At 55.6% G+C, this 25,395-nt stretch carries 21 protein-coding genes; 7 read left to right on the top strand and 14 right to left on the bottom strand.

The genetic code is table 11. From position 1 onward, the window contains the following. Positions 1-16: 16 nt before the first annotated feature. The 3 genes from FE783_RS30950 to FE783_RS30940 all read right to left on the bottom strand — a co-directional run bounded on the left by FE783_RS30950 (position 17) and on the right by FE783_RS30940 (position 3,936). Entirely contained in the window at positions 17-2,320 is a 2,304-nt protein-coding gene (locus FE783_RS30950) for a glycoside hydrolase family 95 protein (RefSeq protein ID WP_138883266.1), read from the bottom strand. A gap of 131 nt (positions 2,321-2,451) precedes the next feature. Then, a complete protein-coding gene (locus FE783_RS30945; RefSeq protein ID WP_138883265.1) occupies positions 2,452-2,706 on the bottom strand; it encodes a hypothetical protein in 255 nt (84 codons plus the stop codon). Between the two features lie 39 nt (positions 2,707-2,745). Further along, complete coding sequence (locus FE783_RS30940) at positions 2,746-3,936, bottom strand: NAD(P)/FAD-dependent oxidoreductase (RefSeq protein ID WP_138883264.1); 1,191 nt, start codon at positions 3,934-3,936, stop codon at positions 2,746-2,748. A 191-nt stretch (positions 3,937-4,127) separates the two neighbouring features. On the opposite strand from FE783_RS30940, the gene FE783_RS30935 reads away from it, so the two are divergent. Both FE783_RS30935 and FE783_RS30930 read left to right on the top strand, forming a co-directional pair. After that, positions 4,128-5,129: an NAD(P)/FAD-dependent oxidoreductase gene (locus FE783_RS30935; protein ID WP_138883263.1), complete on the top strand. Its 1,002-nt coding sequence runs from the start codon at positions 4,128-4,130 to the stop codon at positions 5,127-5,129. 136 nt (positions 5,130-5,265) lie between these two features. Further along, complete coding sequence (locus FE783_RS30930; protein ID WP_238403322.1) at positions 5,266-5,517, top strand: hypothetical protein; 252 nt, start codon at positions 5,266-5,268, stop codon at positions 5,515-5,517. 1 nt (position 5,518) lies between these two features. Here the strand turns inward: FE783_RS30930 and FE783_RS30925 are convergent, their stop codons facing one another. From FE783_RS30925 to FE783_RS30905, 5 genes are all read right to left on the bottom strand, one after another. Further along, positions 5,519-6,661: an ABC transporter permease gene (locus FE783_RS30925; RefSeq protein WP_138883262.1), complete on the bottom strand. Its 1,143-nt coding sequence runs from the start codon at positions 6,659-6,661 to the stop codon at positions 5,519-5,521. Positions 6,662-6,689: 28 nt separating this feature from the next. Further along, a complete protein-coding gene (locus tag FE783_RS30920; RefSeq protein WP_238403321.1) occupies positions 6,690-7,658 on the bottom strand; it encodes an ABC transporter ATP-binding protein in 969 nt (322 codons plus the stop codon). Positions 7,659-7,919: 261 nt separating this feature from the next. Then, the gene (locus tag FE783_RS30915) at positions 7,920-8,678 is read right to left on the bottom strand and encodes an ABC transporter permease (protein ID WP_138883261.1); all 759 of its coding nucleotides are present in this window, start codon (positions 8,676-8,678) and stop codon (positions 7,920-7,922) included. Next, entirely contained in the window at positions 8,675-9,388 is a 714-nt protein-coding gene (locus FE783_RS30910) for an ABC transporter ATP-binding protein (RefSeq protein ID WP_138883260.1), read from the bottom strand. The genes FE783_RS30915 and FE783_RS30910 overlap by 4 nt, the downstream gene beginning before the upstream one ends. Before the next feature lies 1 nt (position 9,389). Then, on the bottom strand, positions 9,390-9,791 hold the full coding sequence (locus FE783_RS30905) for a GntR family transcriptional regulator (protein ID WP_138883259.1): 402 nt from the start codon (positions 9,789-9,791) through the stop codon (positions 9,390-9,392). A gap of 296 nt (positions 9,792-10,087) precedes the next feature. On the opposite strand from FE783_RS30905, the gene FE783_RS30900 reads away from it, so the two are divergent. Then, positions 10,088-10,801 (top strand): queuosine precursor transporter, encoded by a 714-nt coding sequence (locus FE783_RS30900; RefSeq protein ID WP_138883258.1) that lies wholly within the window; start codon positions 10,088-10,090, stop codon positions 10,799-10,801. Between the two features lie 84 nt (positions 10,802-10,885). Here the strand turns inward: FE783_RS30900 and FE783_RS30895 are convergent, their stop codons facing one another. From FE783_RS30895 to FE783_RS30885, 3 genes are all read right to left on the bottom strand, one after another. Continuing rightward, on the bottom strand, positions 10,886-11,644 hold the full coding sequence (locus FE783_RS30895) for a 2-phosphosulfolactate phosphatase (RefSeq protein WP_138883257.1): 759 nt from the start codon (positions 11,642-11,644) through the stop codon (positions 10,886-10,888). Positions 11,645-11,725: 81 nt separating this feature from the next. After that, positions 11,726-12,664 carry an amidoligase family protein gene (locus FE783_RS30890; RefSeq protein ID WP_138883256.1) on the bottom strand — a complete coding sequence of 313 codons (939 nt, stop codon included), beginning with the start codon at positions 12,662-12,664 and terminating at the stop codon, positions 11,726-11,728. Positions 12,665-12,798: 134 nt separating this feature from the next. Next, entirely contained in the window at positions 12,799-13,419 is a 621-nt protein-coding gene (locus FE783_RS30885; protein ID WP_138883255.1) for a TetR/AcrR family transcriptional regulator, read from the bottom strand. Positions 13,420-13,643: 224 nt separating this feature from the next. Here FE783_RS30885 and FE783_RS30880 point away from each other — a divergent pair, with 224 nt between their 5' ends. Continuing rightward, entirely contained in the window at positions 13,644-14,405 is a 762-nt protein-coding gene (locus tag FE783_RS30880; protein ID WP_238403320.1) for an SDR family oxidoreductase, read from the top strand. 189 nt (positions 14,406-14,594) lie between these two features. Next, positions 14,595-16,805 carry a helix-turn-helix transcriptional regulator gene (locus FE783_RS30875; protein WP_138883253.1) on the top strand — a complete coding sequence of 737 codons (2,211 nt, stop codon included), beginning with the start codon at positions 14,595-14,597 and terminating at the stop codon, positions 16,803-16,805. 87 nt (positions 16,806-16,892) lie between these two features. Here FE783_RS30875 and FE783_RS30870 read toward each other — a convergent pair whose 3' ends face one another. From FE783_RS30870 to FE783_RS30860, 3 genes are read right to left on the bottom strand one after another with little or no spacing between them, the layout of a single operon-like run. Then, positions 16,893-18,233 carry an ABC transporter substrate-binding protein gene (locus tag FE783_RS30870; RefSeq protein ID WP_158302138.1) on the bottom strand — a complete coding sequence of 447 codons (1,341 nt, stop codon included), beginning with the start codon at positions 18,231-18,233 and terminating at the stop codon, positions 16,893-16,895. A gap of 22 nt (positions 18,234-18,255) precedes the next feature. Then, positions 18,256-19,281, bottom strand: coding sequence for a dienelactone hydrolase family protein (locus tag FE783_RS30865; protein WP_138883251.1), 1,026 nt, complete (start codon positions 19,279-19,281; stop codon positions 18,256-18,258). 17 nt (positions 19,282-19,298) lie between these two features. Continuing rightward, a complete protein-coding gene (locus FE783_RS30860; protein WP_138883250.1) occupies positions 19,299-21,146 on the bottom strand; it encodes a hypothetical protein in 1,848 nt (615 codons plus the stop codon). Between the two features lie 348 nt (positions 21,147-21,494). Between FE783_RS30860 and FE783_RS30855 the strand changes: the two genes are divergently transcribed. Together FE783_RS30855 and FE783_RS30850 are read left to right on the top strand one after the other, a co-directional pair. Beyond that, on the top strand, positions 21,495-22,841 hold the full coding sequence (locus FE783_RS30855) for an ABC transporter substrate-binding protein (protein WP_138883249.1): 1,347 nt from the start codon (positions 21,495-21,497) through the stop codon (positions 22,839-22,841). A 59-nt stretch (positions 22,842-22,900) separates the two neighbouring features. Beyond that, a complete protein-coding gene (locus tag FE783_RS30850; RefSeq protein WP_138883248.1) occupies positions 22,901-25,393 on the top strand; it encodes a glycosyl hydrolase family 28-related protein in 2,493 nt (830 codons plus the stop codon). Positions 25,394-25,395 lie beyond the last annotated feature (2 nt).

Raw genomic sequence — 25,395 nt, 5'->3', positions numbered from 1 at the left:
CTTCTATCCAAAATGTTTACACGCTGCCGATCCGATACGCCAGACCGGCCTTCGTATCAAAACGAAGCAGTCCTTCCCCCCGAATTATTTCATTGCCCGGGGTCTCCTCCACGCTGACCGAAAGCGCAATATCCGTCCGTACGGCGCATACGCCGCCATGCATCGAGCGGATGACAGCGGCTGTCAGCTTCCCGTCCGACCATTCGATGTCGACCTCGAAGCCGCCTCTCGCTCTTAAGCCGGTAACCTTACCGCTCGGCCACGCTTGCGGCAGTGCCGGGAGCAGCCTCAGCTCGCCGCCGTGCGACTGCAGCAGCATCTCCGCGATAGCTGCCGCGCCCCCGAAGTTGGCGTCGATCTGGAACGGGGGATGGTCGCCGAATAAATTCGGGTGGACCGAATGGCTCAGCAGCGCCGCCAAATTGTCGTAGGCGCGCTCGGCGTCCTCGAGACGGGCCCAGAAGTTAATAATCCATGCCCGGCTCCAGCCCGTATGCCCGCCACCGTTGGCAAGCCGGCGCTCCAGCGTGACCCGGGCGGCGCGGGCCAGCTCGGGCGTGCCGCGAACCGTAATTTGCTCCCCCGGATGCAGCGCGAACAAGTGGGAAATATGCCGATGCCCCGGCTCGGGCTCGTCGTAATCGACAGCCCATTCCATCAGCTGCCCGTGCTTTCCGATCGACGGCTCCGGAAGCTTGACGAGCGCCTGCTCCAGTTCGTCGCGGAAATCGCCGTCGATTCCGAGTCTGACGGACGCCTCGACACAACCGCTGAACAAAGCGTAAACGATCTGGGTATCCATCGACGGACCGACGCACAAGCATCCGGTATTGCCATTCGGCAGCGCGTACGTGTTCTCCGGGGACAAGGAGGGAGCCGTAACGAGCCGCCCCTGACCGTCCGTGACGAGAAAATCGAGAAAAAACTGCGCCGCTTCCTTCATGACGGGATAAGCCCGTTCCGCCAAGAAGCTGTCCGATAAGCCGTACTTGTAATGCTCCCATAGATGAAGGGCGAGCCAAGCCCCTCCGGTCGGCCAAAATACGGCCGGCACATAAGCGCCTTGGATGGCGGTATCCGCCCACAGATCGGTTGCGTGATGGGCGACGAAGCCTCCTGCGCCGTAAACCGTCTTCGCCGTGCGCCGGCCGTTCACCCGGAGCCGGTCCAGCAGATCGAACAGCGGCTCATGGCATTCGGCGAGGTTGGCGACTTCGGCCGGCCAATAATTCATCTGCAGGTTGATGTTGATATGGTAGTCCGCTTCCCAAGGCGGCGTATGGCTGTCGCTCCATATCCCCTGCAAGTTCGCCGGCAAACTGCCGGGTCTGGAGCTGGACATGAGCAAATACCGGCCATATTGGAAAAACAGCGCTTCCAGTCCGATGTCGCGTTGCCCATCGCGCACCCGTTTCAGCCGAACATCGGTCGGCATTGCTTCTATCGCTTCCCGGCCGGAATCCGGGCTGCCCAACTCAAGCGACACTCTGTTGAAGATCGCCCGGTGCGCAGCAATGTGGCGCTCGCGCAAAGCAGGGTATCCCTGCAGCGCGGCGGCATCGGCCTGCTCCAGACATACGCGCCGCGGATCGCCGTGCCGAAACGACGTTTGAGCGGTCACGATCAGCGTAACCGCATCCGCACCTTCCACGGAGATGTAGTTGCCGATCGTGCTTACGCGCCCGCCTTCGGCGTCGGCTCTCAGCACCGCACAATACAATACCCCGTCGGCGCCGCATCTTCCGCTCATCGCAACCGAATTGCCGCCCAGGCTCTCCATGTCCCCCTCGAACGGACGGCGGGTCAGCTGCGCGCTGAACGTCAAGCTTCCCGGCTTGTCGGCGGTCAATCGCATAACGATCGCCTGATCGTCGGCGCTTGCAAACAGCTCCCGGCGGTAAGCGGTTCCCGAGGAAGTGTACGTTACGGTCGCGAGCCCCGTCTCCAGATCAAGCTCCCGCGAATAATCGTCCGCGCCTCCCCGGATTCCTTCAAACTTGAGCTTCAAGTCCCCGAGAGGCTGGTACGGACCGAAATATTGCGGCGTTGATGTCATGGCCATGCGGGCAAGCCGCTCCGCCTCCTGAGGCTTCCCTTCGAACAGCAGCCGGCGAATGTCGGCGAGATTATGCAGCGCTTCCGGGTTATCGCGAACCCTTGGCCCCCCGTACCAGATCGAATCCTCGTTCATCTGGATCCGCTCCTCGGCGGTACCGCCGAACACCATTCCGCCCAACCGGCCGTTGCCGACCGGGAGCGCCTGAACCCAGCTTTTGGCCGGCTGTGTAAAGCCAAGCTTCGTATTTCCATTATGGCTCAAGATGATTCGCCTCCAATTTGTTCGAGGTTACCGATAACCTCAATGTAATCGGAGTTCTCCTTTCTGTCAACAACAAAAAAACCGCCGGATTAATAACCCGACAGTTCCCTTTGCCGCCCGTCATGCGGCTTTCAATCGTCATCCTCATCATCATCCGAAGCGAGTCCGCGCAAATATTCCTCGTCAGCACGATCGCGGGCACGGCTTTTTTCTTTCAACCGTTCGATAGCCGGCATAATGAGCAGGTCGACTTCCTTCTGCACCGTATACGCCAAATCGTACCGGCTCTGCGATTCAAGGAACGAACCTACTTCCATCAAGGCGTTGTAACGGTCCAGCTCCTCGCGGGTCAGAAGCCCGCGGACTTGAACGCTGCAGTGTCTCACGGATAAACCGCCTCCTGAAATCGCCGGCAAGCGAATGTACTAAAATTTCCCTTTTCTCAGCACAAGCATAATGCCGCCGATAATGAACAAGTAGCGCAAATCGATCAGCTTCTTCATGAATGCGGCCAGGCCGCCCTTCATCTTCTTGCCGAACACGATGCCGATCGCCTCGCCTTTGCCGAGGGAAGCGACGACCCCTTTGTTGTCGAACTTGAATTCGCGCATCGGCTGGTTGCGGATTGCCGCAACCAGATTATAGGCACATGTAACGCCCTGCTGCATGGCGATCTGGGCCGTCGGCGGATAAGGCTTGCCTTGATCGTTGAACATAAGGGAGCAGTCCCCGATGATGTATACATTTTCGTTTTGCGTCGTCCGCAAATAAGGATCGACTTTCACCCGGCCGCGCATCGCCTCGAAGCCGGCTTGCTCCACGAGACGGTTGCCGCGGATACCGCCTGTCCATATAACGGTCGACGATTTGATCGTCTCCCCGGTTGCCAGCACGACGCCGTCCGGCTTGCATTCCTTGATCGCCGTAGCGATTTTGAACGTGACGCCTTTGTTCGTGAGCACCTGCATGGCGTACTCGACAAGCTCCGGATCGAAGCCGGGCAAAGCGGTCGGAGCCGCTTCGATATTGTATATTTTCACAAACGACGGATCGACGTCGAATTGCTTGCACAGCTTCGGAATGCGGTCGGCCAACTCGCCGATGAATTCGATGCCCGTAAAGCCGGCGCCTCCGACCACGAAGGTCAAGTAATCTTTCCGCTCCGGCTCCCGCTTGAACTTGGCGAACTGATATTCGATATGCTCGCGGATCAAGCGGACGCTGTTGATGCTGCGGATGTTCAGCGCATATTCTTGAAGCCCGGGGATGCCGAACGTTTCCGACTCTCCGCCGAGTCCGATAACCAAATAATCGTAAGATAAAGTTCCGTCCTCGAGAATGACTTTCTTTTCCGTCGGCTTGATTTGGACGACCGTCGATTTGACGAAATCGATCTTGAATTCGTCGATCAGCTTGGATATATTGACGCGCGCATTCTCCGGATCGTCCGTTCCGGCTGCCGGCATGTGCAGGTGGGTCGTTATATAATGATAGTCGTGCTTGTTCACGAGCGTGACGTTCGCTTCATTATAATTAAGTTCCTTCTGCAGTCTAAGAGCGGTCAGTACGCCTCCGTAACCGGCGCCCAAAATGACGATTCTTGGAACTGTACTCATCTCGTATCCCATCCATATCCATGTTTGTTATGCTTCTCTATATGTCCGCAATCATATATCTTCCCATTCAAAATATCAAGCGACAAACTGTCTAAATTTTGTCGTAATATGTGACAAATCCGCTTTTCTTCGCATATGCAGACGTTTATAATAGTAGGGTGTGAAAAATCGAGTTGGAGGTGTCTTTTTTCGTGTCAGTGAGCGAGCACAATCAAGACTTGACGGACATCATCATCATCGGCGGAGGTCCTGCCGGGATGTTTGCGGCGTTTTACGCAGGAATGCGCCAAGCTTCCGTAAAAATCATCGAGAGCATGCCGCAATTGGGCGGACAGCTTGCAGCGCTATATCCTGAAAAATATATTTACGACGTAGCCGGCTTTCCGAAAGTAACAGCGCAGGAGCTTGTCAACCGTTTGAACGAGCAAATGAGCCTTTTCCCGGTCGACGTACGGCTTGAAGAAAAAGTATTGAAAGTGACGAAGAAGGACGAGCGGCTGTTCGAGGTGGAAACGGATGCGGGCGTTCATCAGTCCAAAGCCGTCATCATTACGGCAGGTGTCGGAGCGTTCGAGCCCCGCAAGCTGGAGCTGCCCGAAGCGGCGAAGTTCGAGAAGAAAAATTTACACTACTTCGTCAGCGATCTGAACAAGTTCGCCGGACAAAAGGTGCTGATCAGCGGCGGCGGCGACTCTGCGGTCGACTGGGCGCTTATGCTCGAGCCGATCGCCGAGCAAGTGACGCTCATTCACCGCCGGGACAAATTCCGCGCCCACGAGCATAGCGTCGAGCTTCTGATGAAATCGAAAGTGAATGTCGTTACGCCGAAAGAAATCGAGAAGCTGAACGGAACGGATCGCATCGAATCGGTTACGATCAAGGATATCAAGTCCGGCGTGTCCGAAGAGGTGCCGGTGGATGCCGTTATCGTCAACTTCGGCTTCGTCTCCTCGATCGGCCCGATCGCCGAATGGGGCCTCGAGATCGACAGCGGCTCGATCATAGTCGACTCCCGGCAAGAAACTTCGATTCCGGGCATTTTCGCGGCGGGCGACATTACGACTTATCCGGGCAAGCTGAAGCTGATCGCCGTCGGCTTCGGAGAAGCTCCGACCGCCATCAACAATGCGAAGGTGTACATCGATCCGGATGCGAAGCTTTCCCCGGGACACAGCAGCAACATGAAGTTTTAATAGGCAGCGGCAAGAAGAGGCACTCTGCGCATGCAGGAGTACCTCTTTTTTCTTCATTAATAGCCCGTACATGTATCCGCTCTTTCAACTAAGGGTATTCTACCCTGAAAAGACAATATGAAGGTGGAACATATCCGTGTCCTACATATGCCCATACTGTAACGGAATGATCGCGCTGAACTCGCTTTGCCCGCAGTGCGGCGAACCTCTGACGGACGGCGGGCGCCTGGACGATTATTCGGGCCCTTACTCCCCGTACCGCCAAATCGACGATCTCAAGCTGACTAACGGCTACCCGGATCTCGCCCGCCATCAGTGCATTCACCAAACGTTTTGCGGTAAATGCGGCTATTCGGCCATTACGGCGCTGGAGGAACGGCTGACCTGAATCAGTTGGCGGCTGAGCGCAGGAAGCCGGGCAAGCGGATAAACGCGACGGCCAGTCCGGCCACTCCGAACGCAAGCAAAATGAGAACGGTGCCGGCTACGTCGCCGATGCCCGCTCCGTGCGCAATGACGTCCAGCAGCGAATGCTGCGCCCAGAACTGCGGCGTAAAATGTCCGATATTTTGCACGAATTGGGGCATCATGTACGACGGCATCCATAGGCCGCCGACCATCGCTCCGCCCATGGCGATTAGCTGGGTAACCGCCATCGCCGCCCCTTCGCCGGGAACGATGAACGATAAGCCAAGTCCGATACCTGTTCCCGCTATGCTCAAGCCGGCGATGATCAAAGCAAGTGCGGACAAATCTCCCAGCTTCAAGCCGTACACGAAATGCCCGAACGCGAACAGCAGCGTGCACTGCGCGATAACGAACAGCACGAACGGGATCCACATGCCGATCAAATAGTGCAGCGGCTTGATGGCCGTACTGCGTATTCTCGACAGCAGACCGCTCTTCTTCTCGTCGAAAAACCGTTTCGCCATCGTAATCATGATGTAGAACACGAACATGACCGTCATGCCGGGTACGACCTGATCGATATAGCTGAACCGGTCCGAAGAAGTCGAAACGTTCTCCACGCGGATCGGGGAAGCGAGCGTCTGCTCCGATTGCGCCTTCGTCTGGCCCATCCGGACCAGCGCGTCCGACAGCTTCTGCTCCCTGTATTGGTTGAAGATGCTGTTCAGAATCGCTTGGATCGGGGCGACCGAGGCTTGCGCCGCCGGGTCCTGATACAGCTTCACGTCCACCGGCTTGCCCTGGTTCATATCCGCCTCGAATCCGCCCGGGATGACGAGTACGGCGGAAAATTGGCCTTTCTTGATGTTATCGATTTGTTCGTCCAATTGAGCCGGTTCAGCTGATTTCACGTCCATAATTTGCCCCGCCTGCTTCAGCAGAGCATTGGATGCAGCCGTTCCGTCCATGTCGACAACATGGAGCGAAATGTTGCCGGAGTCGCCCGAGCCGCCGAAGACGGAGGCGAACATCACGATGAAGATGACCGGCATAAGCAGCAGGAAAAAGAAGCTGTGCTTGTCTTTCCGGAGCAGTTTGATCTCTTTGCGAATAATCGCCAACATCGCCTATCCTCCTTCTTATCGAATCCGGCTAATCCCTTAACGCGGTGCCGGTTACGGTCAAAAATACTTGTTCCAAAGACGGTCTGACGACTTCCAGCTGCTTGACATCCCACCGGTGCTGCGCAGCCGAATGCAGAAGACGCTGCATCACCGTGCCGACGCGGTCCGTTTCCACGATCCATCCGGAGCCTTCTTTGACCGTCTTCACGATATCGGGATCGCCCGGAGGCTCCTTCATCCCCGCCGCTTCCACATAAATCGCTTTGCGCCCGTACCGTTCCAGCAGTTCGCCGAGCGGACCTATCGCCTTGATCGTCCCTTGATCCATAATGGCGATTTCGTCGCACAATACTTCGACCTCCTCCATATAGTGGGTCGAATAAATGATCGTGACGCCTTCGCCGTTCAGCTCGCGAATCATTTCGAATATATGATTGCGCGACTGCGGATCGATCCCTACCGTCGGTTCGTCCAGAATAAGCAGCTTCGGCCGGTGCAGCAGCGCCGCCGCGATATTGATTCTCCGTTTCATGCCGCCGGAAAACGTCTTGATCTCATCCTTCGCCCGGTCGCCGAGTCCGGTCCTCTCCAGTGCATCATGGATACGCCGCTTCAATTCGTTCCCGCGGACGCCGTAAGCCTGACCGAAAAATTCGAGATTGTCGTATGCGCTCATTTTCTCATAGAGCGTTATTTCTTGCGGGACGTACCCGATATATTCCGCCACCGCGCCGGTATCGTTCGTAATGTCCCGGCCGAACAGCTTCACCTGCCCGCTGTCGGCTTTGACGATGCCGGTCAATATTTTCATCGTCGTCGATTTCCCCGCCCCGTTCGGACCGAGAAAACCGAATGACGAGCCGGCGCGCAGCGAAAACGTCACGTCATGCAGAGCTTGCTTCTTCCCGTAGCCTTTGCGCAGTCCGGCAACTTCCAGCAGCATATCGCCGTTTTTCGCAGCCGCCGCGCCTTGGGGCTTCGTCAATAGTTGTTCCATAGTTCTCCTCCTAAAAATAAACTTACTTCGCAAGCGTGAGGCTACTGAAAAAGTCTGCAATGAGAGGAAGCAGTGATGGCAAGAGGGCAGGGAATGCGCTCCACTTCCGTTAAAATCGAGTTGTCTTATTTGAATTTAAGCGGGTACAACTCGATTTTAAAGTCAGACGCTTCGCTTTACGCACATCTCCCTGCCCCCTTTTTGTATTTCAATCCTCTCATTTGACTTTCTTAACAGCCTGAGCTTACTTCGCAAACATCTTTAAACATGCAATTTATGTTCGAGCAAATAGGCGCAGAAGCGGATGACCGCGTAAGCGACAAGCAATCCGACGGCCATGGCGGCGACGATGCTCCAAGTAAACGGCATAATCGCCGCGAAATTGTCCCCGTTCGCTCCGCCGGATGGCAACCCCGAATACAGCAAGCCGCCGCCGCCCATGAATGCGACCCAGAGGATAGGAGTAAGCGGGCGAATCGCCGTATACGGCGCGCTGGCGGTCAATATGCCAAGCGACGTCAGCAGCGGACTGAAGCCTATTATCAAGAACAGCCATTGGAAGCCCGCCTTCATAAAGAAGCCGACATCGGCGAACGAATAAGATGCCAGCGACAAAGCGATGACCGTTGCATACACCGTGCCGAACGCAAATATGATTCCCCATATCAAGACAGCCCGCAGCAGTCCGCCGATCCATTTGGACCCGACCAGCCATAGGCGCGGATACGGCAGCGTCAGCCACCAGCCGAACGTATCGTTTTCCCACTCCCGCTTCAAGCTGCCGAACCCGAGAAAAAATAAGACATAAGGCAGACCGAACGTTACGAACCACAAATTTTCCAGCCGCAGTGTATTGTTGATGGCGAAATAAGTTGTCGCGCTGACCGCCGCGATCACGATCAGAGATAAGTAGGCGATCCACCACCATTTCGCGATCGGGGAACGGTTCCGTTTCCGACAGCTTCCTTTTAGTTTGAATTCATGATGGACGAGCGCCCAGAACGTACCGGTCGGTGTCAACGTCTCCACTCCTTTTTGTACAAAGTCCGAAACACATTTTGCAAAGACCCGTATTCGGCCCGCAAATCATCCGTATCGCCGGTCCATATCGCCCGGCCCTGGTCCATCATGACCGTGTAGTCGAACAGCCCTTCCACCTCTTGAATATCGTGCGTGCTGATCAGCATCGATTGTCCGCGGTTTTCCAAATGGTCGATGATGCCGGAAACGATCGCCTCCCGCGAGATGACGTCGATGCCGGCGAACGGTTCGTCCAGAATAATAAGCGGCACATCGCGCGCGATGCACAGGATGAGCATAATCCGGGCTTCTTGTCCACGGCTCATGCCGCCGATCTTCATCTCGGGATCGATGTCCATCCATTCCGCGAACCGGATCGCGCCTTCCTTGTCGAAGCCCGGCAAAAACGTATGGCCCCATTCGAACGCCTGCTGCACTGTATGGCTCGGATACCAGCGCCCCCGGTCGGGCATGTAGGCGATCTGCTTATTCGTCTGCCAGCCCGGCTTCCCGCCGAACACCTCGATCTTCCCTCCATCCGGCGTCACAAGCCCCGTAATCGCCCGGAACAAGCTCGACTTGCCGCAGCCGTTCGGACCGAGGACGCCTACGATCCGGCCCGCCGGAATCGTGACGTCGAGCCCATCAAGAGCGGCTTTCTTACCGTATCGTTTCGTTACTTGCTCGCAAACGACGATCGGTTGCGTCATCTTACGCCCCTCCTTTGTCCGGAGCCGATTTCCGCTGCACGTACTGCTCGATGTCGTCCCATGTCAGCCCCAAGCTTTCCATCTGCGACATGAACGCTTCTATATATTGCGCGGCTAACTCCGTCCGGAACTTCTGTACCCGTTCTGGCGAGGACGTCACATAAGTGCCCTGCCCCCTCCGTTTTTCCGTCAAACCGTCCCGCTCCAATTCCTGATACGCGCGCATCACCGTGTTCGGATTCATCCGCAGCTCCTGCGCCAGCTCCCGTACCGAAGGCATTTTGTCTCCCAAGCCGATTTCTCCTTTCGCGATCGAACTCCGCACCTGATCCAATATTTGCTCGTAAAGCGGTTGGCTGAAATCGATCTGGAAGCGAAGCGGGCCAACCTGCTGTCCTGTCATAGGCGATCCTCCTGTCTTCCATGAGTACTGCATCACTTATCATAAGTGTATTATATCACTTAATACACTTATGACAAGTGACATTTGTAATCGATTTACAAAGATGGACGGCAGCCTGCTCGCTTGCAATCCTATTATAGGTTCCTCGTTTTGGAATGAATATTTGCAAAGTAGTTGTCTTTTTAATCGATTTTGGTGCGCCGCGCGAACGAATCTGCTATGATAGCTCAATCGGGCTTTTGCCCGTACGCGGTTCGCAACCATCCCGCGATACCAAAACTATGGAGGAATGGCGCATGTTCAATTTGCTCTGGGGCATTGTATTTGTCCTTGTCAATTTTGGGTTGTTTCTATTATGCTACCGGCTGTTCGGCCGAAAAGGCCTCTACGCGTGGATCGGCTTCGCCACCGTACTGGCCAACATCCAGGTAACCAAGACGATCGTGCTGCTCGGCATCGTCATGACGCTCGGCAATACGATCTATACGTCCATTTATATGGCCACCGACCTGCTGAACGAGAAATACGGCAAGAAAGCGGCGACGCAAGCGGTATGGTTCGGCTTCTTCAGTCTGCTCGCTTCGACGGTCATGATGCAGATGGCGCTCGTATTTACGCCGCTGGACGAGCCGATCGCCCAAGAGGCTCAGCAGGCGATGAGCTCGATATTCGGACTGATGCCCCGGCTCGCCGCAGGCAGCCTGTGCGCTTATTTCATCAGCCAGTTTCTGGACGTCCGGGTGTACAGCTATTTGAAAACGAAGTTCGCCTCCTACAATCAGCTGTGGATACGAACGAACGGCAGCACCGCGTTAAGCCAATTGGTCGATTCGCTCGTCTTTTGCACGATCGCTTTCGCCGGCTTATATTCATTCAGCGTGTGGGTGCAAATTTTAATCTCGACATACTTATTCAAATTCGTAATAACGGCGGCTTCCACGCCCGTCATGTATATCGCGCGCAGCTTCAAGCACAAGGAGGACGAGCAGGCGCTGCCCGCCGACCGTTAACGCGCGCGGCAAAAAAGCCCCGAAGGCGCCTGCTGAGGCGCTTCGGGGCTTTTTCTCGCTCGGCCTTCGGAATGATCGCGTCAATCACTCCAGTCCGGCGGACTCGACAAACCTTTCTTCATACAGCCTAGGAACCGTCGCGTAACGATCCAATCGGGAGCAATGCCTCACGTCGTCGGCATACCCTTTCACACGCAGCTCCCGCCCGCTGCCGCAATCCCATATAAGCTCGGGGATACGGGGCGCCGCGTGGCGGAATGCACCCGCGCATACTTCCGCTTCCGGCGATCGGCTTCCGTCAAGCGCATGAAGGATCGCTCCCGCCCCCAAATAATCTTCCAAGGACGGACGCAGCAAGCTCTCTCCTTCTATCGGATCGTTCCATTTCTCGCCGCACGGTACAACGGTTACGCATGCGCCGCTAACGCGTCGCAGCCGATTGGCTTCCTTGGCGACGGAGCCAGCGTTGAGCAGACACCCGACCAGCAGGGCGGACGCCGCCGCTCCGATCCGGGCGCAGACGGCCCCGTTCAGCGAGCAGAGAGCAAATTTACGTCCCGCGTGTTCAGGCCCGAATGTGATCGGCGACAATGTCGGGGCGCCTGCAGACGCCGCTTCGGCTCGGCCGAGGATCACCTCCGCACCATGCCGGTCGGCGAATTCGCGAACCCGGCCGTCTTTGGCATGAGGGAACACGACCGCCCCATGATGCAGCGCCGTTACTACCGTGGAGGAGAAGCTGAGCACATCGACAATGATGACGATATCGCCTCTCGCGGCGGCTTCCCGCGCGCCTCTTTCGCCCCATTCCACCCGGCATTCGTAAGGGGATTGATCGAACATGGGCTTCCTCCCTTGAAGAGGAGAGCCATTCCGCTGCGGAATGGCCCTCCTTGCTATCTGCTGTAAGCGCCGCCTTTATCTCTATCCTAATCGGACACGCCCATCATGGTCGAGACTACGGCATCGCCGGCAAAACTCCCATCCTTCGGCCGTCGGGCGGAATAAATAGTTGGTGAGCAGCCCGTCCGGATTCTCGACGGCGACCAGCATGCCTTCCGCAACCGGCACGATATGATGAATTTCACCATCCGGCTCAAGCCGCAGCACATGGGGCGTCAATACCGGAAGCAGCGCATCCTCCAGCCACATCCGCTCCCGGTACCATTGCGGAGGCGGCACCGGCGCGGGATACCCGCCGATCGGAGCGCCGAGCTCGTGTGCCAGTCGCTCCGGGTCGGCGGGAAGCTTGCGTCTCGCTCCGATCGCCGCTACGAACCGAAGGCACAGCTCAATCGTGTTAAGCACTTCATCGTAGTCGAGCGATCCGTTCGCGTAGCGGATTTCTACCGTCCCGATATCGAACCAAGCGGCCGCATTGATGCCACAGCGGTGGGATTGCGGACGACCGCGGTGACGCAGCGCCGACGGATTCGGCTCGAGGACGTAGCTTTGCAGCATTTCCGGCGTGACCGGGGGACCGTACAGCATGCGATGCTCGCTCGTACGCAGCAGCCCACGCAGAGCCTCCTGTACCGAAATCGCGGCTTCCAGAATCGGCTTTACTACCGGCTGCCCCCATGGCTCCAAGCCGACATGCACATGAAGACCGCAGCTCCAATTCGCGGTCGCTCCTTGCGCCTTCAGCCGGTCCAGCATGACCCGGATCTGCTCCCGCTGCTCCCATACGATCGGCGGCGGCTTAAGCTCGCTGCCCGATTCCGCCCCCGTCTCGTCGAATTGCCGCTCGTCGAGCGACATCTCCCACCCCGGCAGCAGCTCGACCTCCTCCGGGACGCCGCCCACAAACTCGATTTCAACTCCGAACTTCAGATCTTTCCAATCTATGTCCTTAGGCCACATACGTTCTACCCTCTCTCATTCGATTATGTTAATCCGGTTTGAGACTGCAGAAGCGCAGGCGGCCCTCGCGCTCTCGGTTAACGGGGAATTTTCGGTCTGGGCATCGGATGGCCCTCCTTCCTTTCAAGTTTGGGTTACGGCTTGCGGCTGTGCTTCATGATCACTTTCCCGGGTCTCCAGTTCAGGATGAGCATAAGCTGCTCGGCCATGTAGTCGGGCGTATACTTGAACCCTTCCTCAATCCAGTGAAGCGTAAGACCCAGTAAAGCGTGAGTCTGGTAAATGATCTGCAGCTCGTTGTTGATCTTGGAAGACGCTTCGTTCGGATCGACGTAAAGATCGTCCAGCGCAGCCGATTTCAACGCTTGGAACAGCTGTTCCCGAAAATTGGGCAGCACGTTGCCGTTCAGCATTGTCTTATACAGCTCGGCATGAAGATAAACATGATCGAACAAAGCAACGGCCGTATAGGGCAGCTCATCCAAATGAAAAAAGTCTTTGTCCCGGTACGGTGCCCGGAACGCTTCGACCAGCCCCGAGGTGACATCGCCCAGCACATCCGCGAGCAAAGCGTCCTTATGCTCATAATGCGCGTAAAACGTGCCGCGGTTGCAATCGGCCAGCCGGACGATTTCGGTGATCGAGACGGACTGAAAGTCTTTTCCGGCAAGAAGCGACAGCAGCGCTTGCTTCAACGCCTGCTTGCTTTTGGCGACTCTTCTGTCCGGCTTGTGGAACGTGGAAGTATCCGACATGTCAAAACCCCGCAAAGTTGGAAATCATAATCGGGTCATGATGCTGTACAAAAACGGCGTTACTGTTCGTTTCCGTACAAATCGAAAGGTTTTACTGATTGTTCGCCCCTGTAAAGAAGACTATACTTTTAGTAGACAGTTGTTCGTTTTTCAACATCTGTCACCGAGACTTATCGTTATTGTACATCATTTCGTCGCACAATCAAACGATCCGGGAGGTCTTGTTGATGAAACTCGAAGGAAAAGTTGCCGTAGTGACGGGAGCCGGCTCCGGAATGGGCAAGGAAATCGCCGTACTATTCGCCAAGGAAGGCGCCAAAGTGATCGTGTCCGACATGAACGAGCAGTCGGCGCAAGCAACTGTTGCCTTGATCCAAGCAAACAACGGCATCGCCGTTTCGGTAGCGGCCAACGTAGCGAAGGAAGAGGATGTCCGGAACATGATCGACGCCGCAGTCGAGAATTTCGGCACATTGGATATACTAGTTAACAACGCAGGCATTATGGACGGCATGGTTCCTGCCCATGAGCTGACGGACGAATCGTGGGAACGCGTCTTCGCGGTTAATGCCACGGGCCCGATGCGGGCGATTCGCAAAGCGCTGCCCATCTTCATGGAGAAAGGCAAGGGAACGATCGTGAACATCGCCTCCGTCGGCGGTTTGTACGGCTCCAGAGCAGGCGCGGCTTATACGTCCGCGAAGCATGCCGTCGTCGGCTTGACCAAAAACGTCGGCTACCAATACGCGAAGCTCGGCATTCGCTGCAATGCCATTGCACCGGGCGGGGTGAAAACGAATATCGGCATGGGCGGCTCCGTTCCGAACGAATTCGGCCTGGATAAGGTGATGCCGGGTATGGGCGTCATGCCGAGAACGGGCGAGCCCGAGGAAATTGCCGCAGTCGCACTGTTCCTCGCGTCGGACGATTCCAGCTTCGTCAACGGTACGGTGATTACCGCCGATGCGGGTTGGACGGCGTTTTGATTTGGATAAAGGAAAGGACGGCCGTCTCGATTGAGACGGCCTTTTTCGTATAGACTAACGTCGAGCGCTACATTCGTGCAGCGGGATAACGTTCATTGTTGCTTGCCGGTATACATACATTTACTTTTGACACAGCCGCATGATATGATCGAGGCGTTAAGCCCGACATGGCCTTAGGAGTTGGTCGCAATGAAGCTCGCCCTTGTTCGAACATCCGCACGTTATTTGGAAAGCGTTTACTTCAGACGGCTGTTTCTGTCCTATACGTTGATCGCCTTGCTGATATCCGCGGTATGCGTCTTTCTCATGCTCGAGCGGACCGGAAGAGCCGCGGCCGAGGAGAAGGCGCAAAACGGCAACAGCCGTTTGACCGCGTTAAAGGAGCAGATGGAACATACGTATCCGGGCGTCTATAAAAACGCCTTCTTCGGCAAGCTGCTGTCTGCCGTCGATACGTCCGCGCGCGATCCATTCTCCGTATTTTACGAGGAATACGGACAAAGCATGTATCAAATTTATCATTTGGCGAACCATCTCAAAGAAATTGTGGCCGACCATCCGGAAGCCGAAAATGTAACTTTTTATTTCAAAAACACGGATTTCATGGTCGACAAGCACGCCTTCTTCCCGTTCGGGGACCGTACTCCCGGAGCCGGGTTGATTCGTTTGCTTAAATCGGACGATTCATGGACGAACCGTTGGATACTGCGGGACGTCGATTACGGACTCGGCGTTCGCGACCGTTTGATGACCTATGTCATTTCATTCCCCGAGCGGGCAGCGGGCAAAGACATTCAAGGATATTTGCTGATCGATATTCGCGCCGACCTGTTTCATACCGTCATGGACCGGTTTCTCGCAGACTCGCGGGAAAAGCTGTTTATGTATCACATCCCGGACGGCTATATGGCAGGCTCGAGCAATGCGTCCGCCGCGGATAGGTCCGAGGTGAAAGCCGGCTGGAACGGGCGAACGAATGGCGACGTACACTTTCTTTCCTTACAGCGGGAAGGGGAACAATGGGCGTATGCGGCGATGGCTCCGCCCGACATTTCTGCACCCGCCTCCACCAACATGAGGAGCACCATCGTATGGATCGGTTTGGGGACGGCCGCTATCGGCATCGTACTCGCCTACTTCCTCGCCTTCAAATCATACAAGCCGGTTCAGCATTTGATTCAACGCTTGAAGGAACGGAACGCCGGCTTGTACCCGAAGCAGCAGCGCAACGAGCTTCAGGCTTTGGACTACGTCATGACGGAATTGCATCATACGATCCAATATTTGTCCCAAAAGCTGAGCGGCAGCAAGCTGCTCGACTTGCTGCACGGACGAATGACCGAAGACGAAGCCGTCGAAGCGGTTCCCGCCGCCTCCGCTTACGTCGTGGTCAACGTGATCTGGCGCGGCGATAAAGCGAAGGAAACGGCCGTGCTGGCGACTCGCAAGCTGTCTCTCGCGCATCTCGCCGTGGAGAACCGCCCGGGCGAATGGAGCGTTCTGTATTACGCCGACGATAGCGCATCGTTGCGCGAGCAAATACTGGCCGAGCTTCATGCCGTGCTGCATGGCGCGGGAGGAGCAGCTTCGTTCGCCGCAGGCATAGGCGGTACGGCTCGGTCGCCCGAGGAAATCGCCAAGTCGTTCGAGCAGGCCGAGGCCGCTTTGGCCTATAAGTTTCTGTTCGGCGTGAATACGATTATGGATCATGACGAATTGAGCGCACGCAACGAAATGCCGCAAATTCAATATGAGCCGCTTGAAAATGCGATGCGCGCAGGCGACCGGGCCGCCGTAGAGCAGTTCCTCGAGCAATTTGCGATGGTTGCGGGCAGCCGCTCCGTTCCTTTGGAGGCCGTCCAGTTTTGTCTGATGCAGCTTGCGATGATCGTATCGAAAGTCGTTCTCGACGTTAACATGAAAGAACGTCTTTTCCCCGCAGCGCTGTCGACTCAATTGGTCCGAGCGGATAATTGGCATGATTCGCTCGAGGCGATACGCACATTGAGCATTCAAGTGACGGGGCATATCGAGCAGCACATTATGCGGCGATCCCAGCACGAGCTTGCCTCCACCTTGACGTCGTATATTCGGGACCATCTGCATGAAGATATTTCGCTCGATCAGTTGGCCGCGCTGACAGGCTTGTCGACTTCTTATTTATCCAGGCAGTTCAGGGAACGGATCGGAGTTCCTTTTATCGATTACTTGACCAACGCCCGCTTGGACAGCGCCTGCGAGCTGCTGCGCCATACCGCCCTGTCGACAAAAGATATTGCGGAGAAGGTCGGCTACAGCAACGCCCGCTATTTTTGCGCCCGCTTCAAAAGCAAGTTCGGCGTAACCCCGATGCAGTACCGCAAAATGCCTTTCGCCGAATCTGCCTTCTCCGAGCCATAAAGCCCATGCGCCGATTGACGCGGAACAAGGGGCTGCCCCTTTATCGGGACAGCCCCTATTTTCATTTTCGTCCAATAGAAACGCCGTTCACTTTGTCTTGCTTTTCTCCTTCTCCACTTCTTTGCGCAGCAGCTCGTCCGTTTTCCTTAATGCCGAATTGACGTCCTCGTTGCCGAGCGCCGAATTCATGAATGCATCCCGCAGCAGGGCGTCCGCCGTATTCGTATCGATAACGGTCATCCCTTTCGCGCGTGCCGGACGGAGCGGAGCGAATTCGTAGTAGCTGACGGCTTTCATATTCTTGCCTTTGAACGCGTCGCTGTTCTGGCTCAAAACGCTCAATATGCTTTTGTCGGCCAACGTCGGCAAAAATCCGTTGCGGGAATCGTTCATCTGAACGTCGTCGCCGAGCAATTCCATGATGACCTTGAACGCTTCGTCCTTATGCTTGCTTTGCTTCGTAATGAGCAAATACCCGGGCGGGAATATGCCGATTTTTTTGGGCGCCCCGGCGATGATCGGGATCGATGCCATGTCCCAATTGGGAAGCATGCTCAAGTTGAGATACGGCGAGTAAATGTCGGAATGAATGGCGACCGTCCCTTTCTGGAACATGGTGCTTTCCTCGGCTACCGTTTTCCCGATCGTATTGTTCGGTATTTGATAAAACCGCATATAGTTGTCAAATATTTTTTTCCACGTCTCGAAGCTCGACAGATCGTCCTTGGCCGGGTCCAAAGTAGAGAGAGAATATTCATTGTACGTCAATAAAGAGCTGACATTGGCGCTGAACCCGCGGTAAACGACTCCGTTCTCCACGCGGGTCATCTTGCGGGCCGCGTCGTATACTTCGTCCCAGGTCATGCCGTCTTTCAAGTAAGGCTGGCCGAATTTGTCGAACAAATCTTTGTTGTAATACAGTACCCGCGAAAAGAACGGCGAAACCGGGAGGCCGTACAGCTCTCCGTTTGGCGAAGTCAAATTTTTCAAGCCGTCAATAAAGATCGGATTGAAGCGGGTCAAATCGTACTTATATTTCTTGACCATCTCGTTCAGGTCGTATCCGAGCCCAAGATCCAAGTAGTTGGTGCGGATCGTGCTGGAAATATTGCGTATAATATCGGGAATCTCGCCGCGGGCAACGTACTCGGCAACCGAGTTCGAAGCTCCGCTGGACGGCAGCCAGGTGATCGTGATGTGCGGATACTTTTTGCGCAGCACGTCTTTGAAGCGGGTATTGAACTCCTGTTCCGCTACTCCGGAGGCATGGATTTTCAATTCGACCGGTTCGGGAGGCTTCTCCGCTTTGTCCGCGGGCTTCTGCCCGACGGTTTGGTCCGGACCACCGCCTCCGTCGCCGCAAGCGGCAAGCAGAACGACTAACGACGAACCGATCAGACAATGGAACAGCTTCTTATACTTATACATTCGGAATCGACCCTCTTTCCATTTAGTAGGTTTGCTCTTTTCCCAAATGCCTGTCCAAGAAGGCATATGCCATCTGCCGAACAGCGCCGGGAAAATCATGTCCGCCGTTTGTCATCACATAATGAAAGGAATCGGCCTTGTCCAACAACCGGTACAGCTCGAACAACCGATCCATTCCTTGCGAGTACGACTGCCAATTCGGAAAAATCGGATCCTGCTGGCCGCTATAGTAAAATGCCGGGATTGGCGCGGCTAGCGCGGCAATCTCGTGAAATTCGAAAGGGACTTCGCCTCTGTTCAAATCTTCGGTCAGGCGGGGAATATGCGAGAACCAATCCCGTTCCCCCCATCGATTCGGTGTCGGATCGCCCGCGAAGGTGCAAAAACCGCAGCTGCTGACGAAGGCCCGGATCCGATCGTCCAGACCGGCCAGAAAGAAGCTATTATAACCGCCGAGAGAATGTCCGATCGCCCCGATCCGCCCCGGGTCCACCTCGGGCAAAGCGCACAGCAAATCGACGCCATACAGATGATCGATCAGCATCTTGCCGACAGCCGTCCAGCCCGGGTTGCTTTCGTAAAATGCCGCCGTACGATAGGCTTCCGACAGCGAGGAGGCCCGCTCGCCTGCAGTAATCGTATCCGGCGCAAGCACGACATATCCGCGCTGCGCAAGTTCAAACCCATATCGCCGATTGCTGCGCCCTTGAAATGTCGCGGTGTCCTCCTTGCCGTTCCCGATCGTCGGATGAAGCGCCAATACCGCCGGAAGCGGCCCGGCTCGCCGGTCGCTTGGCAGAAGAAGATAAGCGGTGACCTCATCTCCGTTTGTGGTTCCGTAGCGGATATGAAGCCGCGAATGGTCGGCAAACTCCACCTTCGACAGCACTTCATATCCGGTAGGCTGCCGATTCGGATGCTCTCCCACATACTCCATCCAAATACGCCGAATCCCTTCCCGCTTAATCCGCCACTGCTCCGCTGAAGCAGCGTCTGCCAGCAACGGCGGTACTCCATTGTCATTTAATTGCTGCAGTACATAAACCATACATGCATCCCCTCCACTCAGGTGTGCTCGGACGCCCCCAGCCGCATGCTCCATAGTTGCTTCCCGCTGGCATAATACAGGCGGTCGTTCAGCAGGGCGAGCCCGGAAGTGATCTTATGAGGCGGCTTGAGCAAGCACACCAGTCTGCACGTATCCGTATCGATTGTAAAGATCGCCTGCCCGCGTAAACCGTAGATCCGGCCCGCCTCGCTCTTGACGAGTCCTTGCCGCACCAATCCGCCCAAAGCGGCGATTTCTTCCTGTCGGAGAACACGACGGGCTTGCGGGTCATAGACGAAATAGAGCTTATCGGTAAAGGCATGCACCAAGCCCGCCGAGTCTATCTCCATCAAAGCGATCTCGCGCGCTCCCGGAATAGGCGCCTCGCTATAAACGACTTCTTTGGTTCGCCAGTCCAACCGGTAAAGCCGCCCTTCCGTATCTTTCGGTTTGCCGCCGCCCGGAGCCTCGACGCTCGTACCGCATAGAAGATCGCCGCCCGGCAACGGGACGATGCACATCGTACTGTGATGCCGAATCAGGCGGTCGGGCGTCAGCACTTGTTCGGTTCTGTCGGCCAGGTTGCGAATGTACAATCCTCCTCCGACCACACCATAATTCCCGTATCCGCCGAAAATCACATGCTCCCCATCCGGATGAGCCAACGCGCAGCGAGGACGGTAAATTTCAGGCACGGAGGCGACCAGCCTCGGGTTTTCCGCTTCCCCGGGTTCCTGATGAAAGGGACGGGACGTATCGATGATAAACACATGCCCGCCTGCGTAGGCGGCACCGGCGATCCAATTTCCCTGTATCGCATAAGCGCAAATATTTCCGTTTTTCTCGGTCCATCTTCCCCCCAGATCTTGCAGGACATCCGCTTGCGGATCGTAACGGTACAAATGCAGCGGATGATTGGAAGTGCCGTATAGGTTACCGTCCGGTCCGGCTGCAAGAGGGGACAGATCAGCCCCTTCCGATTCATAAGACAACGGAAGCAGAAGCTCCCGACCGCATGTTTCGTTCATCACGACCGCTTCCTTGTCCGGCAAGCTATAGCGCAATAGACGCCATGGAGCGGGGAAACGGCGATGCACGGTTTGGAACCCCGTGCCGGTATAATCGCTATCGGCAACCTCGCGATCCGAAATCGGGATCGCCGCTCCCCGCTTCAAGCGAAACCACGGCTGCGGCTCGGAAATCGAAGATGGCGCCAGTCGACCATATACCTCGCCATCGGACCCGAGCCTCACGATGCCCTTGCCGCTTACGCGATCCTCTCCGACAACCAATAAGCGGACTTCGCCATTCTCCGGGTCGCGAGCGGAGATGACGCACCGTTCCGTGCCGATTCCGGCATAGACCCATCCATCTCGGTCCACCGCCAGATGAAACGGGTAATCCTCTTGAACGTCGAGCCGACCAAGCTCCGTCAAAGTCCGCGAGCTTGGCACGTATTCATGCAACCGGCATGTCGGGTAGGAGGCCGCATAGATGGTACCGCCCGAATCTTCCGCCAAGCTGAATCCGACTGCCTCTCCGGAATGCCCCGCCTCGCAGCAATCGACGAAGCGGCCTGCGAACGGGTCCAGCGCCATCAGCAAGTTTCCCGCCCCCACATAAAACATGCCGCTGCGGCTGCTTAAGCTGGCGTACGGATAATCTTTGTTGTTTGCCGGAAAGTGGACTTGCTTGCTGGTCCCCTCCTGCGGATCGACAATCACCGCGTAACCGCGCGCGGCGATTACGAGTCGCGTATCTCCCCGATTATTCGTACAAATCGCAGCGGTTCTCCCCTCGTCAGCCTGTACGGGGGTACCGTGGCAGCACAATCCGGATTCGGATTGCATCTCTTGATTGTTCATACGCCGCAAACACCCCTTTCTTCTTTTCTTTTGTTTCCTCCTCATCCAATCGCTCCGCGTCGTTCATACATCGCGCCCCCTTTCCTGTTTCGTTTACGCGGTGCTTTTTCATTGTCCACCCCGGGGCTGGACCTGAATATGCCAAATCGTTATGATGGATTCCGATTATTTGCGATCGCGATACCATTTTTTCGACCGTCAGGCCGTATCTTTGCGCAGCGGCCAAAGAACAAAGCCCGCTGACAAAAATTCGGCACGATTGTCAAAAAATTTGCCCTGTTCACATCACCCGTCAATAGTAGACAATGAAAGCGTAACCAACCTCACGAATAGGAAAGGGGCTAGAAAATGAAGCGCGCAAGGAATTATAAAGCGCTGGCGACCGCGTTAGCTATGGCGATGCTGGCATCGGCCTGCGGGGGCAACAATGGAAAGGCGGACGAGAAAGGAAGCGGCGGCGGTGCCGGACCGGTCGGCCAAGATGCCGCCAAACCGCCGGAGCCGGTCGAGCTAGTATTAAAAGATGCAACCTTCGGCTGGAGCGCCGAAAACTTCATGGAGAATTACGGCAAGGCGATCGAGAAAAAGTATCCGCATATGAAAATTACGTTCGTGCCCAAGAGCGCCGCGCCTATTAAGGAAATGATCGCCGCTAAATCCCGGCTCGACGTCGTCATCGTGGCGTTGTCCGGCTTCTACGCGAATATCGAGGACAACAAGCTGCAATTCGATATGACGCCTTTTATCAAAAAACATCAGTTCGACCTGGAGCGCATTGATCCGACTACCGTCGCCCTCGCCAAGCAGCTGGCCGGCGGAGGGATGTACGGGATGCCCGTCAACGGCGCCGCTTCCCCGATCGTTTACAACAAGGATTTGTTCGACAAGTTCGGCGTCGCCTATCCGAGCGACAAGATGACGTGGGACGACCTTTACGAGACGACCAAAAAGTTATCCCGCAGCGAAGGCGGTATCCAGTATTACGGCACGATCATCTCGCCGGTCGATGCAATGCTGCGCAATTCGTTCTCGCTCGGCTTCATTCATCCGACGACGCGCAAAGCCGATTTTACAAGCCCCAAATGGAAAGACTACATCGGCAATATGCTCCGTTTCTATGAAATACCGGGCAACCAAGTGACGGTCAATCAATTGGGCGGCGGAACGACGAGGAACTTGTTCCATAAGGAGCAGCGGTTAGCGATGTGGCTTCCGGTATCCGGAACCGGAATCGGGGATTTGTCGTTCGAAGGGATCAACTACGATTTCGCGCAAATCCCGTCGTTTACAGATTCGCCCGGCGTCGGACCGCAATCGTGGCCGCTGTTCTTCTATTTGACGAGCGTGAGCGAGCATAAGGAGGAAGCCTTTAAAGCGCTGGCTTACTTGGCGTCGGACGAATTCCAGATGCAGAAATCGCGCGCCGGCATTTTGACCGTGCTGAAGAGCAAAGAAATTCGCCAAGCTTTCGCCCAAAATGCGCCGGAATACAAAGGAAAAAATTTGCAGGCGTTCCGGCCGGAAACGTTCGCGCCGCCTGCGTACATGTCGAAATATAACGGCATCGCCATCTCGGAAATGAACAGCGCGTTCAGCGAAATGGTTACGGGCAAAAGCGATTACAATACGGCGTTAAAGGCGGCGGAAGAACGGGCCAACAAACAGATCGAAGCTTTGGAGGCGGCGAACAAATAAGTATTCGCGTTCGCCTGCGCTTCGGGCGGAAGCCGATCATAAACCGGGAGGAGATCGTCTTGAATCGGGAAAAACAAAGTAATGAATCGTATCCAATGCTAAGTCGAAGAAAGCTGCTGTCATCGATAGGAGTTACCGCTGCGGGGGTAGCGACTGCGGGGGTGGCCGGTGCGGCGGGAAGGGCGTTTGTCTGGATCGACGCGCCTTCCGTCACCGGTGCCGTGTATGCTCCTAACGGTCCATTGACGGATATGGGGTGCTGCGTGGCGGCAACGATCGCGCAGTTAAGGGAACTCTCCGATCCGGATCCCCGCTACATCTATTATGTAACCGATCCGGGCCAAGAAGGACATTTCGGCTTCGATCCTGCGGATACGACTTCCGCGGATAATACAGGCACGGTACTCGTGTCCGTTTCCGGAGCCCGATTCAAGAGAAAGTATGACGGGACGCTCCGTGTCGGCTGGTTCGGCGCCAAAGGGGATGGCATAGCTGACGATACGGCAGCCATTCAGAATGCAATCGATGCCGCGTATACGTCCGATGGCGGAACGGTTGTCTTTCCGGATGGCACCTATGCGATCCGCGGCAATCAATTGGCGATTCGGCGGAGCAACGTGTTTTTGAGCGGCGAGGGCAACTCCAAGCTGCTGTTTCTGGAGCCGGGGGCGGGTGATAGCTGTATTCATGTGTGGGACAATCGGGGCGGGCTTGGGATGACGAACGCCAGCAACCTTCCCTACTACGAGAACATCGATTATTTCGACCCTCGGCAGTACGGCGGTGACGACTACCGCATTGCGAATGTCGGTATAGCCAATCTCGAGATTTGCGTTGCCAGAAGGACAGGAGCGGTCATCACGATGCGCAAAGTAGACGGATTTTCCAACTCCAATCTTCGCATCACATTCGCTCAAACCTCAGCCGGACAGCTGCCGATTACAGGCAATGCGATCCGCACCTTTTTCTGCTCGGACGGCAGTTGGGACAATGTTCACATTCACGATAATGCAAATGTGACTTATGGTGCGCTCGTCTACTGGAGCTACGCGATCCACGATCGGAGAATCCGCATCGGCAAGGTGAATACGATTGGATTCGAATATAAACACGGTGTCAAGTGCAGCATCCGTGACATAAGGGTGACAAGCGACGGGGTGCTCGGCGCCCGGGGGATCAACGTCGGATACGGGAGCCGTTACATTCAGATCGAACGGGCGGATGTGCGCGGCTACTTGACCGGGATTTGGCTGAGGAGCAGCGACGAATACGAGTATAGCGAGCATTTGCATGTCGCGGACAGTTATTTCCATGGTACTATCAATGGTTTAGTATTCAACCGGGTCCGTTATGCCGTAGTGGACCGGTGCCATATCGTATCTCAAATACCTGTCGTTTTCCAAAGCGGCAAGACATACATCCTTTATCGGGAAGGCAGCGACGATACGACTCTGGTTCGCAACTCGGCAGGATGGACTTACGACGGCGATTACGACTCGAAACAACAAGTGCAAAGCGGGGGCATCAGTCAATGGCGATACTTTGAGCATTCCTACTTGCCGCAGGCAAATGGCGTTACGCTTCAACGTTCGACGTTGGAAATTGCCGCAGGATCGCCGGCTTCGCAAGCTTGTATAAAAGTGCTGATTCCGCCGGATATGCAGGCGAGCCATCTTGTCAATAGCAGCGGAAAGTTGAAAACGTTTACCCATACGGACGGAACGACTTATTATGCCGCCTCGCTCGTTAATTGCCGATTTGAGGATCTGATCCTGAAGGCGGACCCTTCCGTGCAGCATTATGGTATCGATTCGATGAGTCACGTTATGAGCCATTGCCTGTGGAGCAAAATATCGTTTGAAGGTGTCCGTTCGTATCATGCCAGGGTGATGAAGTTTCACGATTCGGTGATAGAATCGGTCCGATTGCATCCTACCATTGCTTCTTCGCATGTGTTCCAAATCAATGCGATCGATGGACTGGAGGTGCGCAACAGCAGCATGAGCCACAGCCATACCTTGTTTTACTGTCATCCGTCCCAGAACATGACTACCGCCGTGAACGACGGCTTTACAAATATCCGTCTCATCAACAACAGGTTCGTCGGTAAAAATGGATCGGGGATGACGTGGCGATGGGGCTGGACGGTCTTGTTCGAAGGTTTGGTAGAAAGGCCGAGGCTTATCGGCAACAGCTTCCTCGGCATGCCGAATCCGACCTTTTATGGAAACGGTTCTGACCCGAACGGCCTCAGCAATGTCTACAGCGCGGATCATACGAACTTGTCCGAAGGCGTTCCCCTGCTGACGGTAAACCATACATGGAACGTCCCGGCCATCTCTGCAGGCAGTACGCAAGCATCGTCCGACATTTCCCATCCGGAAGCCGTGCCCGGCGACGCGGTTACGATCGGCACCGATATTGCGCTGCAAGGATTAACAGCCGTCGGATATGTGAAGAGCAAAGGCGTCATCTCCTTCTATCTTGCCAATCCGACAAGCCAATCTATTGCGCAAGGGACGACTCGTTTCTCGCTGACGCTATTGAAATAAGA

It is taken from the genome of Paenibacillus mesophilus (genome assembly GCF_005938385.1).
Classification (GTDB): domain Bacteria; phylum Bacillota; class Bacilli; order Paenibacillales; family NBRC-103111; genus Paenibacillus_AB; species Paenibacillus_AB mesophilus.
The sequence above is the reverse complement of the archived record's forward strand: the minus strand, read 5'-3'. Positions and strand labels throughout refer to the sequence as shown.